The 18,192-nt window shown below is 57.5% G+C and carries 15 protein-coding genes; 2 read left to right on the forward strand and 13 right to left on the reverse strand.

What is annotated here, in order from left to right; all coding sequences use genetic code 11:
- Positions 1-183: 183 nt before the first annotated feature.
- Positions 184-1,728, forward strand: coding sequence for a hypothetical protein (locus tag AC0Z2B_RS08605; RefSeq protein ID WP_476295985.1), 1,545 nt, complete (start codon positions 184-186; stop codon positions 1,726-1,728).
- Positions 1,729-2,425: 697 nt separating this feature from the next.
- On the opposite strand, the gene AC0Z2B_RS08610 is transcribed toward AC0Z2B_RS08605, so the two are convergent.
- Positions 2,426-3,745 (reverse strand): 2-hydroxycarboxylate transporter family protein, encoded by a 1,320-nt coding sequence (locus AC0Z2B_RS08610; RefSeq protein ID WP_476295987.1) that lies wholly within the window; start codon positions 3,743-3,745, stop codon positions 2,426-2,428.
- A gap of 122 nt (positions 3,746-3,867) precedes the next feature.
- Between AC0Z2B_RS08610 and AC0Z2B_RS08615 the strand changes: the two genes are divergently transcribed.
- Positions 3,868-4,785: a LysR substrate-binding domain-containing protein gene (locus AC0Z2B_RS08615; RefSeq protein WP_476295989.1), complete on the forward strand. Its 918-nt coding sequence runs from the start codon at positions 3,868-3,870 to the stop codon at positions 4,783-4,785.
- Between the two features lie 172 nt (positions 4,786-4,957).
- Here AC0Z2B_RS08615 and leuD read toward each other — a convergent pair whose 3' ends face one another.
- The 12 genes from leuD to AC0Z2B_RS08675 all read right to left on the reverse strand — a co-directional run bounded on the left by leuD (position 4,958) and on the right by AC0Z2B_RS08675 (position 18,106).
- Complete coding sequence (gene leuD / locus AC0Z2B_RS08620; RefSeq protein WP_476295990.1) at positions 4,958-5,572, reverse strand: 3-isopropylmalate dehydratase small subunit; 615 nt, start codon at positions 5,570-5,572, stop codon at positions 4,958-4,960.
- Positions 5,569-6,990 carry a 3-isopropylmalate dehydratase large subunit gene (gene leuC, locus AC0Z2B_RS08625; RefSeq protein WP_476295992.1) on the reverse strand — a complete coding sequence of 474 codons (1,422 nt, stop codon included), beginning with the start codon at positions 6,988-6,990 and terminating at the stop codon, positions 5,569-5,571. Before leuC ends, leuD begins: the two co-directional genes overlap by 4 nt.
- A gap of 136 nt (positions 6,991-7,126) precedes the next feature.
- Positions 7,127-7,876 (reverse strand): sulfite exporter TauE/SafE family protein, encoded by a 750-nt coding sequence (locus tag AC0Z2B_RS08630; RefSeq protein ID WP_476295994.1) that lies wholly within the window; start codon positions 7,874-7,876, stop codon positions 7,127-7,129.
- Between the two features lie 153 nt (positions 7,877-8,029).
- Positions 8,030-8,620 carry a TetR/AcrR family transcriptional regulator gene (locus AC0Z2B_RS08635; RefSeq protein WP_476295996.1) on the reverse strand — a complete coding sequence of 197 codons (591 nt, stop codon included), beginning with the start codon at positions 8,618-8,620 and terminating at the stop codon, positions 8,030-8,032.
- A gap of 22 nt (positions 8,621-8,642) precedes the next feature.
- Entirely contained in the window at positions 8,643-9,314 is a 672-nt protein-coding gene (locus tag AC0Z2B_RS08640) for a TetR family transcriptional regulator (RefSeq protein ID WP_476295997.1), read from the reverse strand.
- A gap of 21 nt (positions 9,315-9,335) precedes the next feature.
- Positions 9,336-10,205: an SDR family oxidoreductase gene (locus AC0Z2B_RS08645; protein ID WP_476295999.1), complete on the reverse strand. Its 870-nt coding sequence runs from the start codon at positions 10,203-10,205 to the stop codon at positions 9,336-9,338.
- Positions 10,202-11,236, reverse strand: coding sequence for an NADP-dependent oxidoreductase (locus AC0Z2B_RS08650; protein WP_476296001.1), 1,035 nt, complete (start codon positions 11,234-11,236; stop codon positions 10,202-10,204). Before AC0Z2B_RS08650 ends, AC0Z2B_RS08645 begins: the two co-directional genes overlap by 4 nt.
- Positions 11,237-11,250: 14 nt before the next feature.
- The gene (locus AC0Z2B_RS08655) at positions 11,251-12,807 is read right to left on the reverse strand and encodes an AMP-binding protein (RefSeq protein WP_476296003.1); all 1,557 of its coding nucleotides are present in this window, start codon (positions 12,805-12,807) and stop codon (positions 11,251-11,253) included.
- A 20-nt stretch (positions 12,808-12,827) separates the two neighbouring features.
- Positions 12,828-13,670 carry an enoyl-CoA hydratase/isomerase family protein gene (locus AC0Z2B_RS08660; protein ID WP_455921162.1) on the reverse strand — a complete coding sequence of 281 codons (843 nt, stop codon included), beginning with the start codon at positions 13,668-13,670 and terminating at the stop codon, positions 12,828-12,830.
- Positions 13,671-13,708: 38 nt separating this feature from the next.
- Positions 13,709-14,824, reverse strand: coding sequence for a saccharopine dehydrogenase family protein (locus tag AC0Z2B_RS08665; protein WP_476296006.1), 1,116 nt, complete (start codon positions 14,822-14,824; stop codon positions 13,709-13,711).
- Between the two features lie 44 nt (positions 14,825-14,868).
- Entirely contained in the window at positions 14,869-16,149 is a 1,281-nt protein-coding gene (locus AC0Z2B_RS08670) for an acyl-CoA dehydrogenase family protein (protein ID WP_476296008.1), read from the reverse strand.
- 163 nt (positions 16,150-16,312) lie between these two features.
- Entirely contained in the window at positions 16,313-18,106 is a 1,794-nt protein-coding gene (locus tag AC0Z2B_RS08675; protein ID WP_476296010.1) for an acyl-CoA dehydrogenase, read from the reverse strand.
- Positions 18,107-18,192: the final 86 nt, after the last annotated feature.

Genomic DNA, 18,192 nt, shown 5'->3' on the forward strand with positions numbered 1-18,192 from the left:
CTTTGGGCTACAGCCCTTCGCGACAAGTTGCATTCGGCCAACAGTCGCTGTTCGGTATGTCTAGCCCCTCCAGGAGGATTCACTAATCCGCCGTCATTGGATTGCCTCGGCCTGCTACAGGATGTCAATGCGGTGGTGGATATGAAATTATTGGACGCTCCGACTATATAAGGAAGATCGCTGTTGTCTGCTACCAAGGATCTCATTTCTCTGCACCTGGATAGGGCAGCGGCGCAACTGCGTGCCGAGGCGCTTGAGCAAAACCGGGCCCTCCACATGGAATTGCAAGAGCTCAAGGCGTCGAGCGCTCGTCTGCTACACGAAGTCCAGAGCCAGATCGGCAACGCCGAGGCGAAGGTCGTCGAGCGGGCCATTGAGAAGACACTTTCAATTCTTCATCACATCAAGCAATGGATTCTCGCGATCGGAACCTTCATTACCCTGGCATTGGCCGTGGGGGCATTCTTTGGCTACAAAAACCTCGCCGACAGCCTGACGAACACCTTCACGAACAAGGTTGACCGGTGGTTACGCTTCGAGGACGGTGATAGCGATGAAAGCAAAGCGCTTGACGCAATGCGTACCCAAGCGCTGCTGGACGCCTACATGGTGCGGTTCGCTCGCGAGCGTCTGGATGGGCGCACTGGTTCGTCGTCTCTGACAGAAGCTGAGCGGCAGCGTTTACTCGTGATCCTTCAGGATCCCTCATCGGATGTAGGGCAGTTCTCTGATGCGTTGACCATCATTACCCGTAGTCGCGGGCTATTCGCACCGAGCTGGATGGAAGATCCAACCGGTAAGGCCCTTGCCCAATTGGTCAACGACTCATCTTTGAGCCAGCACAAGCGTGTTTTGCTGCTGGAGCGGCTTAAGTCAGACCGTGCTTTTCTACCGTTCTCGCGCGCCCTCATTGTTGACGCAGATAACGATTGGTCTATGAAGATGCTGGCATTCGATAACCTCAAACTGTTCGATGATCCTAAGGCCATCGCATTCGCTCAAGCCAATGTGGCCAAAGTGGATCGGTACTATCGCTCAAAGCTGGCGCTCTATATCGCGCATAAGACAGGATCCTACTCAGCGGTCAAGGAATATGCACAGTTCCTGCGCCAGACAAAGCCAGAGCTGTGGCAGTCCGATCTTCTGGAACTGGTAGGAGGCTTAGGTGGAATCTTGCCAAGCACTGGTGATTTGCCGTTGGAGGATATCAGTGCCTTGATCGGTGATAGCATATTACTGGGGGCGGGCATTCGCTTGACTGACCTTTTAGGTTCCCGACGCTTGGCCCTCGAGTTGGATGGAGGCTACGCGACGTTGGTCGAGCCCGGCCGCTGGCTCAATGAGCCACGTGTGATTGGTGCGATTATCCGAAGTCGGCCACTTTCACCTGATTGGTTGGCCAAGGCGGTTTCGTTCTTCCAGGTCAACGACCAAGGTTATGAACTGTCGACTCTACAACTGACGCTTCGAGATAACGACCGCCTACTGACTCAACAGGGTGCCGTCGGCGCCAGCGACGTGCGTGGCCAAGTGTGGTTGAGGATGGAAACCGTTCCAGGGGGACATCAACTTACCGCTACTTGGCGCAGTGCGAACACTGGTCGGATATCGGCAAGTGTGATCGAGGCACCGCAGCGCTTGCCAGATAGCCTTTTCCAACTGTCGTTCGATCCCCAGTTATTGAAAAATCTGACCTATCAAGCGCGCGTCTATGAAGACTACCTATGATCATTGGGGTAACCCGGCGTACGTGGACTTCGTCGCGCGCTCCTACTAACAGCGTCGTAGCGAAAGACAGGAACTAACATGTGTAGCATTCCTCAACCTCGCTTGGAAGCCCTCGACCACGCCCATCATCACCGATGAGGCCCATGAGCGTTTTTACACGCTCTGAGTCAGAAGCAGACGGTCGGGTGGTCATGCCAAGCAAAAAGGTGCATTGCATGACGTATAGGGCCGCTCGGGAGCCCACCTGACCGACGCCATCCTGACTCCGGACATCACGCCAGACGATGGTCAGATAGCGAGATTCCCGCCGGTGCCCCTCCCTCGTCAGGTTCGACGACTGCCGCTGTACTTGTTCTGCTAGAAGCCCATCCGACCGCCGTAGGCTACCTAGGTCAGAGTACGCAGATACCGCAGTAGGTCAGGCCAATCCTCCAAGGCAGCACCAAACATCGCGCGCGCCGACACTACTGGAACGCGCAACATCGTGGCTTTTTTCATCGCCGTCACGTAGCTAAAGATGAGCTTGTGCGCGGCACCGGCTGCCCTGCTCCAACATTGATCATCCTACGCAGCCATTGGCAATGCGTTGTCGTAAGTTCCTCGGCAAGAGGCTCACCAACCCACCTATGACGCCTACTGGACTTGGGTGCGCCCCTACATCAAGCGAAGGAACCACTCGCGGCCATGCTCGAAATACTTAGTGCCAAATGCCAAGCAGCACAGTCGCAAGGATTACGGTAGCTGCCCCACCGATGCGGGTTGAAATCTGCGCAAAGGGCATGAGCGCCATGCGATTGCAGGCAGACAATATAGCCACATCACCGGTACCACCCAAGCCACTGTGACAGCAAGTAACGATTGCAGCTTCGATCGGGTACATTTTCAGCCAATTGCCTACGAGGAAGCCGGAAAGCGCCATTGCTGTCACAACAGCCACGCAAACCATCACATACCCCAGTGAAAATACGCTTGCGACACTTTCCAGCGGGACGTAGAGCATGCCCAGGCCAATCATGGTCGGCCAGATAAACGCAGTGGAAATGAGTTTGTAGAAACGCTTGCTGCCTTTCTCAAGACGGTCAGGCAACACACGCATGTATTTAAGGAGCACCGCAGCCACAATCATCATCACAGGCCCGGGGATATGAACCAGCTTCTCCAGCAAGCCGCCCAGGATGAAGAAGGCACAGATCAACAAAACGCCGGCGCCCATGTAGCGGAAGTCTACTTCCTTGTCGTCATCTTCTTGAACGTTGAACAAATCATTCTCTTCGCGTGCGCGAATGAGCATGCCGTCACCGTGTAGCCCCGGTTTACGTACAGCAATCCTTGCCAGTACACCAGCGCATATGATGGCCACGATGTTACCGACCACTGCTGCAGGCACCAACTGCGCCACAAATTGGTCAGGAGTGCCTCCCAGGATGTGAGCGTAAGCCAACGAGAGCGGGAGAATCCCTTCGCCGATACCACCACCGATGATCGGGACAATGATGTAGAAAAGGGTGTGGTGCACGGTATAGCCAAAGCACACTCCCACCAGCAGCCCCGCCAATACTGCCGCGACGGTGCCGGCAAGCAGTGGGACGAACATACGCAACATGCCCTGTACCAATATGAGCCGATTCATCCCTAGAATGCTACCTACTACTAGGCTGGCAATGACAAAGTAGAGGAAGTTGGCATCCTTCATCAGCATCTTGGTGGCGTCGATTGTGGCGGCTCCAAAGAAACCATGAAACACCAATACCGAGGGCAATAACAGACACAGAATCGCGCCACCGCCAATATCCCGCAGGATAGGCAGGCGCTGTCCAACCTGTCCCAGCAGCATGCCAAGCGTCATGATTACGGCCAACCCGCCAGTCATGGTTTTGGGGAGGAAGCCTAGGTGGGCGGATAGAAAAACAATGAGGGCGATTCCGATGAAATACGGCAGCGGGATTACGCCAATCTCGTATTCCAGGAAAGCATTCAGACGGGATTTTCTGGTCAGAGCAAGCGGTATGGAGCTCATGCGCAATTCCTCGATTTATTTTTGTGTGAGGAGAATGGAATAGGCCCAGGACACGGTTTCCGAGGCGTAGGCAGATGCTATCCTCTACAAATCTTTGGAAAAACTAGACTCGCATGCATACTATGAACACGAAACATGAAGAATCGCCATTGCCAGAAGACCTACGCGTTTTCCTCACCGTCATACGCAAGTCCAGCTTTGTCGGGGCGGCAGAGGAGCTGCAGCAGTCGCCGGCGTATGTCAGCAAGCGCATTAAAGTTCTTGAGCAGGTATTGGGAACTAAGTTGCTCCATCGCACGACTCGCCGCATCGCCCTCACCGATACTGGCGTGCGAGCACAGCAGTGGGCAGCGCGCATTCTTGATGACATGGATGACTTCATGGGTGAGCTGAGCCAGGTACGCAAGGCCCCCCGCGGACTCATTCACCTGTGCAGTAGCTTCGGCTTCGGACGCAATTATGTTGCGCCCGCCATTGCCGACCTTGCCGTCGCCTACCCCGACCTGGAAATCCGCCTGGATGTATTTGACCGAGTTGTCGATATCGTCGCGGAGGGCTTTGACCTTGAAATTCGAGTAGGGGATGACATCCCCGGCCAGCACATCAGCCGTCAGTTAGTAGCTAACCGGCGTATCATTTGTGCGACGCCACAATATCTGGAGAAGCGTGGTACTCCCCAAACGGTTGAAGACCTGGCAAACCACGATTGCCTGGTGCTCAAGGAGCGCAACAATATGTTTGGCGTATGGCAACTCCGGACCGACAAAGGCGAGGAAACGGTGCGGGTGAATGGCCAACTCTCGTCCAACAATGGTGAGATCGTCCTCCAATGGGCGCTGGCACATCAAGGGCTACTGCTTCGTTCCATGTGGGATGTGAAGCCGCTGCTCGAGCAGGGGCGTCTCGTGCAGGTGCTGCCCGATTGCAACCAGAGTGCCAACGTATGGGCCGTGTACCCTACCCGTCTAGCCGAATCGGGGAAACTGCGTGCCTGCGTGGAGTTTCTAGAGGCCTGGTTCAGCCGCTTGCAGGCAGACTGAACCAAGGCTGTGCCAACACGTCCACTAGGCAGGCACCCTTTGCCGCGCGGGATTTCATCGAACTAGGGGGTCAAGGTTACCAAATGAAATTGCTTTGAGTATTCCAACCTCTCTATCCGGAGCCCCGCAGAACGTGCGTCTGCGGGCAGTCAAATGCTCGTCACCTCGCCAACTACGCCAGCCAGGGGTTGGATTGCAGGTGCTGAGCCTCGAACGTGCGGATTTCATCACTGCGTTGGAGGGTGTTACCGATGGCGTCCAAGCCTAGCATCAACGCCTGCTTACGCAGGGCATCGATTTTGAAGGCGATCGCCCGACCATCTGCCAGCAAAATGTGCTGAGCCTCCAAATCAATGGCGACACTCGCGGTGCTATGGTCACTGACCACCTGGCCCAACTCCTTAAGCTCAGCCGGCGTCAATTGAATGGTCAGCACACCATTGCGTTGGCAGTTGTCGTAGAAAATGCCGGCAAACGTGGTACCGATCAGCGCACGGATCCCCAACTGTTTCATTCCCCAAACAGCATGCTCACGGCTGGAACCGCACCCGAAGTTAGGCCCGACCACTAGGAACGCTGCATGCTTCCAGGGTTCCTGATTGAGGACAAATTCAGGATTGGGATTACCATCGGCCAGAAAGCGCAGGTCGAAAAAGGCACCACGGTCTAGCCCGCTGCGATCAATGCCCTTGAGGAATTGCTTCGGCATGATGACATCGGTGTCGACGTTGGCGGCCAGAATCGGGGCGGCTACGCCTTCCACGTACTTGAATGGTTGCATGCTCACACCTCCATCGCCAAAGAACGAACGTCGACCAGATGCCCGGCCACCGCTGCGGCCGCGACCATTGCCGGGCTCATTAAATGAGTACGAGCACCTGCGCCTTGCCGGCCCTCGAAGTTGCGGTTGGTACTGGAGGCACAGCGGTCTCCAGGGCTGAGTACATCATCGTTCATCGCAAGGCACATCGAACAACCCGACTGCCGCCACTCGAAGCCTGCCTCCCTGAATACTTGGGCGAGGCCTTCGGCTTCAGCCTGGTCACGTACCAAGGTTGAGCCTGGCACGATCATCGCCCTCACACCACCGGAGACCTTGCGCCCGCGAACCACCCGCGCGGCATCACGCAGGTCTTCGATGCGGGCATTGGTACATGATCCGATAAACGCATGGCTGATGCGTATGCCTTCAAGTGCGGTACCAGGCTGCAGGTCCATGTAACGCAAGGCGCGCTGCAGGTCCTGGCGCAGGATCAGGTCCGGCTCCTCCCGTGGGTCTGGGACCCGGCCGGTGATAGCAACTGCCTGGTCGGGGCTTGTGCCCCAGGTCACCATTGGCTGCAGGTCGGCGATGTGCATCAGCACTTCCTTGTCGAAAGTGGCGCCGGGGTCGGTGAACAATAGTCGCCACTGCGCTACCGCAGCGTTCCATTGCGCGCCTTTGGGGGCGCGCGGCTTGTCCCGCAGGTAGGCGTAGACCTTCTCATCGGGTGCCATGAACGCGCCCCGGGCCCCCGCCTCGACCGCCATGTTACAGATGGTCATCCGCGCCTCGACGCTGAGGGCGCTGATCGCGGGTCCTGCAAATTCGATGGCGTACCCAGTGGCGCCGGCCGCGCCGATCTGTCTTATCAACTCCATGATGATGTCCTTCGACACCAGCCCAGGGCCAGGCTGCCCCTCGACTGTTACACGCATGGTCTTCAAACGCTTGTAGACCAGCGTCTGAGTGGCGAGCAGATGTTCGATCTCCGAGGTGCCGATCCCAAATCCAAAAGCTCCCAACGCTCCATAAGTCGTGGTGTGGCTATCGCCGGCGGCAACCACCATGCCCGGAAGAATGAAGCCCTGCTCCGGAGCGACCACGTGCTCGATGCCTTGGCGCTTGTCCAATACATCGAACAGCTCAATACCGAAATCGCGGCAGTTCTGTTCGAAGTAACTTACCTGCAGTGCGCCGCCTGCGTCCGGCATGGTGGCGATGCGCTCGGATGCGGTTGGATTCACATGATCAACCACACACAGGGTCGCCGAGGGGCGCCACACTTTGCGATCAGCCTCCCGCAGGCCGCTGAATGCCTGGGGGCTGGTGTACTCATTAGCCACCTGGCGGTCGATGTACAACAGGACATGACCCTGATCGTCCAGCTCGCAGACAGTGTGGGAATCGATATGCTTCTGATACAGCGTTCTTGGGATGCTCATCGCAAGTACGTACCCTTGTTGTTTTCAGCCCGAAGGCGTCACGGTCACTGCAGTGCAGCGTTAACAACAGGATAGCGCCATGACAATACCCATCAATACCTGAACAGTGCACCTTTAATTCACGATCTGTGCATTATCAAATACGAGGTATGAGAAGAAATATCGCGCAGCTAGCGAGAAATAGAGAAAAAAGTCTACAAAGCAAAATTTCAGGCACCTGGTAAGCCCATTTTACGCCCCATCCGACGCTAAAAAAGCCACCCAAAGCCATGGCTGCGCCCATGGTCCAATCCACATGGCCGGCCATTCCATAAGAGATCAATGTGACTACTGTGCTCGGAAGTGCAAGGGTCAAAGCCATCCCTTGTGCCGCGACTTGTGCGAAGCCGAAGACGCTGGTCAGTACAGGGACAGCGACAACGGAAGCGCCTACGCCAAAAAAACCACCCAGCACGCCGCACGCCCCACCCACCACTGCAAGTCGGGGGCTGGTCGAAAGCAACAGCACTTTTGAATCAGCTACCAGCCGAGCCCGGACCAGGTTAAGTGCTGCTAACAAAAGCATCAGGATGGCGAAACCGAGCTGGATGATGCCGGGATTCAGCAATATCGCGATATGGGCTCCCAAGGTGGCAGTCAGCAAACCTGCCCCAGCCAACGGCAGTGCCAGTGCCCAGCACACAGGCGTACGTTGCTGGTAGCGCCACAATGCAATGGCGACGTTGGGAACCATCATTATCAGGGCCGTGCCTTGGGCAAGGGTCTGGCCTTGCCCGAATGCAATGGTCATCACAGGGATGGCGATCAGCCCACCACCAATCCCAAAGAAACCGCCCAAGGCGCCCATCGCCATACCAAAGGCAAACTCAATCAACAACGTAAACACCACCACGTTTCCTATCGGCAGCTTGCCTCGGAATAAAGAGGCAAAAGTCGCAGTATCCCCCCTCTTGAAGGCAGAACAATAAGGAGTGTGGAAATACAGTCTGTACGGTTCGTGGTTAATGAGGGAAATATTTGGCGGTGATGCAACAGCGCGTTAGCAAAGTGCTCGCATGATCATCGGAAGCACAATCTCGACTGGGTCTTGTTGAGGCAGCTTCGCTTGTTTTAAGCACTGAGGCATCAAATTAAGCAGCGTCACGACGCTGTTCGCCCGTGCTCGTATGATCGCTTCGTCATGGGCTTTCATCCAAGGCGCTATCAGCGAGCAAATCCATTGTAAATACTGGTCCTGTAGTGCTTCAAATCGCGAAGCGAATGCGGCCGTTAGATTAGCGCTTTCCTTCTCAACCAATTGAAAATGTAACGCCATCGAATCATGAAGCGATATGTGTAGCTCCACCGCGCTGCGCAAGCGTCGGCTAGGTGAAAGCTTACAGTCGGACAACGACACATGGAAACAAAGCGCCCTGTACAGTTCTTCGAAAAACTCAAACAGAAGCTGTTCCTTGCTATCGATATGGTAGTAAATGGCTCCCGGACTCATGCCAAGACTTTTCGCAAGATCTCGGACACTGACTTGCCTGAATCCATGGACCGCGAAGAGCTGCAGTGCCGCCAGTCGCAGTTCATCAAAGCAAGGCTTGGCGTGCTCAGCGCTCAATAATTCTCGGACTGGGGCATTCATTTCGCTGACCTGGGTATCGCGATCACACCTGCTGAGCAGGGAGACCAGTGGTGAATGTAGGTACGTTGCCCTTCGGGGCTCGCAAGCCGACCAACGTTAGCGCTCCTCCTGACAAAAAAACCCATATGGCTTCAAGGCTACTGAAAACCTGCCCATCCAGCGGGGCATCCTGGCTCAGGCATTCGAGTATCAGCCCTGCCAGCACAATCCTCATGAACTGGCATGTCGCATCGACATCAAGCGACGCATGCAACTCTCCGAGTTCGATGGCCTGTACCAGCATTCGCCTGACCTGATCGGAAAATCGCGATTGCGCTTCGCTGAATCGCGCGGCTATCAAGGAAAAGCGAGCTCGCCCTTCACTGTTGCACAGCATGATCTCGCACAATTGCCGAGACGGCTGCTGCGTGACGGTTGATACAACGGCCACGCGTAATGCCTGGAGCGCCTCCTTTAAGCTGAAATGGTCCGAGAAGAACTCTTCAAACGGCAGCGAGTGGCTCTCCAGAATGTGTTTGAGCAACGCCCTCTTGCCGGAAAAATGCCAGTAAACCGCGCCACGGCTGACGTGTGCTTGTGAGGCAATCATTTCAAGGGTGGCGTTGACATAACCTTGCGTAGCGAACACGTTGATAGCGGCGGTGATCAAGTCGGCGCGAGTGGCGGCCGCCTCATCCAAGGTTTTTCTAGTCATTCGGAGGGTCTCCCTTAGCATTCAGCCCCTGATAAGCCGCTCTATGCCAAGCGCTTTGAAGATCAGCCGGTCAAACCACCGGTTAGGCAACACCTTGCCCAAGTACCAGAGCACATCAAGTGGGTAGCGCGTGCGTGGTCGGGGGGTTTGCAGTGCAAGGCGAACAGCTTTTGCCACCGATTGAGCCGGCTTTGCCTGTTGTTCCTGCCGTCGCAGCGACTGGTTGAAGCGTTGCCACAACAGCGAGTAATCGGTGCCGGTGTATTGCTGATCAGGGCCGCAGGCTTGAGCTTTTTCGAACAGGCGGGACTGAATGAAGCCCGGCTGGATGGATGTGACATGGATGCCGTAGGGCATCAGTTCTCTACGCATCCCCTGCGTGATGGCTTCAACGGCATGTTTAGAGCCCGCGTATGCCGTCAGAAAAGGAACAGTGACCCCGCCTGACACAGAGCTGATGTTGACGATACGGCCTGATGTTGCACTCGAGCCCCCAGCCGCCTTCAATAACGGCGCAAAAGCACGAGTTACGGCCAGCAGACCTAGTACGTTGACTTCGAACGTCGTCCGTATCTCTTCGAATGGTTGCAAAAGAACAGGGCCGGCAAAGCTAACTCCGGCGTTATTCACCAATCCATGCAGCGGCTGTCCATCAAGTAGATCGCTCACCTGGTCGACAGCATGTTGAAGCGATTGTGGGTCGGTGACATCGAATATCAACGGAACGAAAAATGGACCGCCACGGGCAACCAGCAACGCTGCATCGGCTTCTCGGCGAACGCTACCCAGCACCAGATACCCCTGCGCCAGCAAGTCTTCTGCTATCGACTGGCCAATGCCGCTGGAGACTCCCGTCACCAGCACTGCGGGCATGGCACGAGGCGACGTCACGACGACAACTCCGAAACTTTGAGCACCAGCTTGCCGGGGCTTTTACCGCCGAAAATAGTCGGCAGTAGCTCAGGTGCTTTCTCGAATCCTTCCACTAGGCACTCCTCAACGTGCAAACGGCCCTCCGCAACCCATTGAGCCATCTGGCTCGCGCCCTGAGCCATTCGATCACGATAAAACGACAGCAAGATGCCCTGGATGGTGAGGTTATGCGTGAGTACTCTCATGAAGTTGCGTGGCCCCTCGGTGACCATCTCGGTGTAGCCCGTCGATAGCGCCCCGCATATCAGGACGCGGCCACGGGGGGCCATGTGCATCAATAAGGTATCGAGCATGTCGCCGCCAACATTATCGAAGTAGGCATCAACGCCTTCCGGACACACTGCGCGCAAGCGTTCATCAAGGTTTTCACCCTGATAGTCGATCGCCACGTCGTACCCTGCATGGTCAACGATCCATTGACATTTTTTTGTCCCGCCGGCAATTCCAATGACCCTTTTCGCCCCCAGCGCTTTAGCCACGCCAGCTGCCAGCGAGCCAATGGAACCCGATGCCGCCGACACAACCACGGTATCCCCTGGCTTGATGTTCAGCCCATCGGCCAGCCCGAAATAGGCTGTCAATCCACCGACGCCGAAAACGCCCAGATTCCACGACAGGGGATAATCCCCTGACGGTAATTTCCTGAGGGGCACGACACCATCAGCCCGCACAATGGCGTAGTCCTGCCAACTGAGCAGGCCTTCAACCAAATCACCGGGCGCGAAGTCGGGATGCCGTGACTCGATGACCTTCCCCAGGCCGATGGTACGCATCGGGTCACCAGGGTAGATGGGCGGCAGGTAGCCGCCCTCTTCCGTCAACCAGATACGCTGGCTGGCGTCGTAGCCGAAATACAGGCAACGCACCAGCACATCGCCTGGCTGAGCAACTGGCACTGCACCTTCGTGATACCTGAAATCGCTGGGATGTACAGCGCCCACCGGACGCTGCGCTAGTAGCCATTGTCGATTGATCTGAGTCTGGGTCATCGAGCACTCTCTTATTAGATCCGGCGGTCAACACCATGCCAGTAAGGTTCGCGAATCGCTTTTTTCAGCACCTTGCCAACCGGGCTTCGAGGCAAGACGGCAACAAAGTCCACCGTCTTGGGTGCCTTCACCGGCCCCAGCTTCTCCTTGCATAATGCGATCAATTCCTCGACGCTGGCCTGCCCCTCGGGCTTGAGCTCAACCACCGCTTTGACGGCTTCGCCCCAATTGTCATCCGGCACACCGATGACTGCACAATCGAGTACCGCGTGGTGAGTCCAGAGCACCTGCTCGACCTCGCTGGGGTACACGTTGAAACCACCGCTGATGATCATGTCGCGCTTGCGGTCGGTAATGTGGAGGAAACCGTCTTTGTCCAGGTGGCCCACGTCCCCGGTATGCAGCCAGCCATTGATAATGGTTTCTGCTGTCTTGTCGGGCTGCTTGTAATAGCCTTTCATGACAATGTCACCGCGAATGCAGATCTCGCCACTGCCGCCGTGTGCAAGGATATTCCCCTGCTCGTCCATGATGGCCAAGGCGTTCAACACCGATGGCTTACCGCAGGACAACAGGCGTTCGTCGGGAGCGATTTCACCATCGATCAAATGATCACTGGGTCGCATGGCGGAAATCCCCCCTGGCGCCTCGGTCTGGCCATAGCCTTGCAACATGATCGGACCGAACACGGACAAGGCTTGCTTGAGTTTCTCCACCGACATGGGGGCTGCGCCATACATGAAATAACGCAGCGAGGAGAAGTTGCGCTGACGAATGTCCGGCATCTCCAGCAGCCGGTAGATCACAGTAGGCGGAAGAAAGAACTCAGTGACACCGTGCTGCTCGATCGCGTCAAGCAGCGCAGCCGGATCAGGCTTGGTAAGCACTACTACTGTACCGCCGCGAGCCGTGGCCGGCAGCGACAGGAAGCCAGCCGAATGCGTCATCGGCGCTGCGGCCAGGTTTACGATCGGCTGTTGTGACTCGTAGTGATTATTGAGAATTGAGGTAGCGATCGACACTCCCAAGTTGCGGTGGCTCAGCATCACCCCTTTGGGCAAACCAGTGGTGCCGCCCGTGGGCATGATGGCAGCCAGATCTTCAGGTTCGCTCTGGAACGTGGGGGCCGACTTGGGTTGATCGGCTATCCATTCCTGCAACGAACTGCATCCTGGAACATTGCCGTCAATACAGATCAACCGACGGATACCCGGGCATCGCTCCCGAATTTGCTCAACGGCTCCGGCGAAATAGTGCTGGAAGAACAGCACCTCGACGTCGAAGCCATCGAGCAGCTGTTGCTGCTCCAACAAACTGCTGCGCGGGTTCACCGGTACCCAGGTGAAACCGGCTCGCCACATGCCGAGCACGCACATCCAGGAAATGGGGTGGTTGGCGGACAACACCGCCGCTTTGGTTTCCTTGGCAAGCCCGAGCCCTAGAAGCGCATGAGCAACTTGGCAGGTGATGCCATAGGCCTCGTTGAAACTCCAACGTTGGCCATCCATGACGAATGCAGCTCCCTGACTGTTCAGAGAGTGCCCTCTGTCGAAAAAGTTAATGATTGACATAGGCAAGGCTCATACGTGCGTTAGCGTTGGGACGACAGGTGACGAGAAATCACGTCGGGCAGATCCAGTTCGTGCTCACGGGTCTGTCGCAGGGACAGCACCGCCTCGACGCCTGCCTTGAATTCTTCACTCGCTGATGCACGGCGGAAGGCATCGTTTTCTGCGGCCAGGCCGGCGAACATGGGCTCCACCATGGGTGAATACACCTGTTTCAATACCTCTTTGTGCATCGCGACCACGGGCGCTGAGCGCAGCGCGATACGTGCGGCTAGCTCATTGACGTAAGCGTCCAGTTGATCGGCAGGCAGCGCCCGGTTGACCAAGCCGTAGCGTTCGGCTTCCAGACCGCTGAAATCACGTCCGCTGAGCAGCACCTCCAACGCACGGCCCGGGCCCGCGGCCAACGCGGTACGAGTGGTACCACCGCCACAGGCCAGGAAGCCGCCACTGGCCTCAGGCGCACAAAACTTAGCGTCCTCGGTAGAGAAGCGCATGGAAAGCCCGAGAATGAACTCAAGGCCGGCACCCCGGCAGCGACCCGCGACCTTGGCGATGGTCACCTGGGGCAAGCTTTGCCACGATAATGCCAATGCCTGTAACGCGTTCATATCGGGGTACTTGCTGGCCTTAGAAGGATCGCCCGCTTGCTTGACCAGGTCTTCAAGATCGAAATGGGCAATGAAAAAATCGGGATCTTCACTTTCGAAAATAACAACGCGGGTTTCCGGGTCAGCAAACAGGCGGCCGCCAAGCTGGAATAGCTCCTCGATCATCTTGGAAGACATTAGATTGACAGGGGGATTGAACAGGTTGACCCGCAACACGGCGCCGTCCTGTCTCAAGGAAAGAGTGGAGAAGCTCATAAAGGATTCCTCAGAAAAGGGGTGACTGACGGCCGGGCTCAAACAACCTGTTCGACTTTGATGGCGGCATAGCCGAAGCTTTGCAGCACGCCCATCAATTCGCGATGGCCGAATACCTCACTGGGCGAACGAAGGCCTGTGACGCGCGGTGTCTCCACCGCCAATCGACTGGCTGCGTAGGCTTGCAGCAGGCCCGTGGTCAGATAACCGCCCGTGCTGAAAATGGTGCTTTTGACGGCCACGTTGTTGCCCGTCGCCAGGCAGATATCGATGGAGCGGTGAACCTGCCGCGCTTCACGAGGGGGCGAAGCGGGAGTGATGCCTTTAGCCATGTGATCGAGTACATCACGCAGCTGGTCTTCCGGCAGCCACTGCAACTGCACCTTGTAGGCGCGCTCCAGTTCCAATTCTTTCTTGTAGAGCTCTTGATTCCAGATGGCGACGTCCATCTTGCAGTTGCGAACACGCCCGTCCTTGCGGAACCAGATAGGGTTGGAGGAGCCGCCCCAGTTAGACGTGATCAGGATCTCGCCAGACGGCGTGCAGACTTGCCCGTTCTCGATGCCTGGGTAGCGCACCAGTTCACGGTCCTTGAGGTAGTAGCAAGGGTGGCGCACCGCGTCGAGGATCGTCTGCGCCGACGCCACCGTAGGGACGGCATTGCCGATACCATGCATGCGTAGAGAATCGACGCCCGGAGTCTCCAGGCAATAGCGCGCTCCGATTTCGCTGAGGCCATACATGTAAGCCATAGAGGGCACCATCACCAGGCCCGCCTTTTCGAAATCGCGGCCGAAGTGCTCTTCCAATTGAAGAATGGCCGACTGCTCGCCGGTGGTGTCCAGGTAGTGGACGCCGCTGCGCACACAGGCCTCTGCCACTGCCAGGTTATAGCGCGTGAACGGGCCCACCGTGTTACAAACGACCTTGCAACCATTGAACAGCTCGGTCAGAGCCTCGACGTTATGCTCGACCTCGACGATCTTGTACTTGGCGTTCTCGATGCCAGGTACCAGTTGCAGCTCTTTTTCGATGCGACCGCGGTTGCGTCCCGCAGCCAGAAAAGGAACCCCTAGCTCGCGCAGGTGCTCGGCAACCAGGCGGCCGGTGTAGCCGCTGGCGCCATAGATGACAACGGGATATTCGGTATTCAAGGCACTTTCCTTTTTTTATTAGTTGAACGACGGTGCAAGGAAACTCAGGCTCGGCCCCAGCCTTCTTCGCGATGCAATCGGCTTAAGAGGTGGCCGTAGTGCATCTGAAGAATGTTGTTCTCGCCGTCTTCTATCTGCATGGCACGGGCATCGCGAAATAGCTTCTCGACGGGGTACTCGCGGCTCAACCCGGCGCCGCCGAACAGTTGGAGTGATTCATTCACCACCGCCATCAGCTCGTTGCAGCAAAAGGCCTTGCCAGACGCCGTGAAGTAGGGATGCGGGCGAGGCGAACATTTGGTGAATTCGGCGACGTGCCGGGCCATCGCACGAATCGCCTCCACCTTCATGCCAATCCCGCCCAGACGGTGCTGGGTCAGTTGATGAGTGGCCAGCAACGCGCCGCCCTGCTTGCGTTCATGCACATACGCCAGCGCCAGTTCAAAAGCCGCGCGGGCGACGCCGGCAGCAATGTGACTCATGGCAGTACCCGCCTGGGCCCAGGCGTAGGCATGTTTGAGTTCGTAATCGTCGCGGGTGGCGATGGCGAATCGGCGCGGCACCCGCACGTTGTCGAAATAGATCTCGCCTTGCGGCAGAGAGCGTTTGCCCAGTTTCTCGAGCGGCTTTCCGCGGGAGACGCCCTTGAGGTCGAGCGGTACGATTACGTTGCAGCCAAAAGTGCTGCCGTCCTCGTCGAAGAACCCATTACCGTAGTCGGCGACGATATCCATCAGGGCCACTTGCGCGACCGGACCATTGGATACCCAGGCAGAGGTCTGACCGTTGAAGATGACTTCGTCGTCGGTAAATGTGGCCTGCAGGTTACCTTTGTTACCCATGGAGCCGGGATGACGCTCTTCCGGGTACAGGATCAGGCCATCGGAACCGCGATCGGGCTGGGTAGCGCACCAGCATCCCAGTTTGCCTTCACACAGGTCGATCAGTTCTTGCTGACCACTTGCGCGAGCCATGGCCATGGGCATGCCACCTGCACCGCTGGAGACAGCCAGGCCCGCATCGCCCCAGGCCATTTCTTCGATGGCAATGCCTTCCATGCGGGCCGCGTCCCTGGGCGCAAGCTCGCCCATGCTTTCCGGGCTGAACCCCAGCTTTTGCATTTCCAGGTGGTATTGCCAGAACGGGGAGCCTTGCTGATAGGCTTGCACGGCCGGCATGCGGTCGATTTCCGTACCGAGGGGACGCATCACGTCCTTGGCGAAACGATGCATGACTTGCTGGACGCTTTGCTCTTCCTCGGTCAAACCCACGTCGAAACCAGAGAGACCGACGATAGGCAGGGGTACTTCATGACGCGTACTCATGCATTTCTCCTTCTTGTTTTTATTAGCGCTGCGCAATCGCGTGAGGCATGGCAGCGTTGCTGATAAGGCAGCAACGAGGGCGCGCGGTCCTTCGTTGTCTTGACTCAACAGTACGAGCTTGCTGATGGCCATGCCCCCCCATGTAAGAGGGGTCAGCCACCCATCAGAACGCGGCTTCGTCGAGGGCCATGACCGATTCACCGCCCTGCATTGCAACTAACGCCAGCCCTTGGGCCTGCGGCAAAACGTGTTTGGCGTAAAAGCGGGCCGTCAGCAACTTGCGCCGCAGGAATGCTTCATCACCCTCACCCGCCGCCAACTGACGGGTCGCGGCCAGCGCTGCGCGCGCGGTCTGCCATCCACCGGCCACCGTGCCGCAGAGCTTGAGCAGGGGGACTGAACCTGCCAGCACCTGGAGCGGCTGCTGGCTGTATTGGGCCAACGCCCAGCCGGTAGCCTCTTGCAGCGCGTCTACCGCCCTTCTCAGCGCTGACTCAATGTCGGCCAACGCCAAGCCTTCCTGACGCAGATGCCGCAAGGTGGAATGCACCTGTTCCAGCCAGGCGCGCAACGCAGCACCACCGTCACGCACCAGTTTTCGTTCGACCAGATCGTGCCCCTGAATGGAGGTGGTGCCCTCATAGATGGTGGCCACCCGCACATCACGCAGCGGCTGCGATACGCCGCTTTCCTCGATATAGCCAAGCCCACCATGCACCTGAATCGACGTCGAGGTGACGTCAACCCCTGTCTCGGAAGCCCAGCCCTTGAAGATTGGAATCATCAAATCCACAAAGGCCTGCCGCTCACGGCGCACGGCAGGGTCTGGATGGCTGCCGGCCAGGTCGCGGGCTGCCGCCACCACATAGGCCACGGCGCGCATGGCTTCAGTCTGGCAGCGCATCAGCAGCAACATGCGACGCACGTCCGGGTGCTGAATGATCGGCACTGGCTCGACGCCGCCATTGGCCAGCCGCCCCTGCACGCGCTCGCGGGCATACGCCAATGCTTGCTGGTATGCGCGCTCGCTGGCAGCCACGCCCTCAAGGCCGACGTTGAAACGTGCCGAATTGACCATCACGAACATGGCTTGTAGGCCTTTGTTTTCCTGGCCCACCAGCCATCCGACCGCGCCCTCGCCCTCCCCCCCGTACACCAGTGTGCAGGTGGGACTGCCGTGGTTGCCCAACTTGTGCTCGATGCCGGCGCAGTGCACATCGTTGCGTTGCCCAAGCCCATCGCTGGTAGGCAACAGTTTGGGCACCAGGAACAGTGATACCCCCTTCGAGCCCGCAGGCGCCCCGGGTAGCCGCGCCAGAACCAGATGAACGATGTTATCGGCAAGATCGTGGTCGCCAAAGCTGATGAAAATCTTCTGCCCGAACAGACGGAATGTCCCATCCGACTGCGGCACTGCGCGGGTCTTGAGCGCCCCCACATCGGAGCCTGCCTGCGGCTCGGTGAGGTTCATGGTGCCGGTCCATTCACCGCTGACCAGCTTGGGGATATAAAGCGACTTCAGTGCATCTGTCCCCGCATGGGCCAGCGCCTTGGCGGCAAAGCTGGTCAATTCCGGGCAAAAGCAGAAAGATTTGTTAGAGGCGACGAACATCTCCTGCAACGCGGTACATAGCAAGGTCGGCAGGCCCTGGCCACCGTACTGCGCCGGTATGGACACATTGTTCCAGCCCGCTTCGATGAATTGACGGTACGCCTGTACGAAGCCTGGAGCCGTTGACACGCCTTCGTTGCTCCAGCTAGCGCCCTGCCGGTCACCCACACTATCGAGTGGCGCAAGCACATCCCGGGCGAAACGCGCGGCCTCCTCGAGGACCGCGTCCACCAGGTCCGAGTCGGCCAAGGCTTGGCCCTCCGCGAGCTGGGCAACGCCGTGGATATCTGCAAGCTCGCGCAGTGCGAAGCGAATTTCATGCAGAGGGGCTGAATACGCGTTCATTTTATTCTCCAGCTGAAAATGACTGTGTCGTGAGTCTATGGCCCACGTGTTCACAGGGTGCGGCAAGTGGTGGGGGGAAGGGCCAC

It is taken from the genome of Pseudomonas sp. GYB4201, assembly GCF_056312595.1.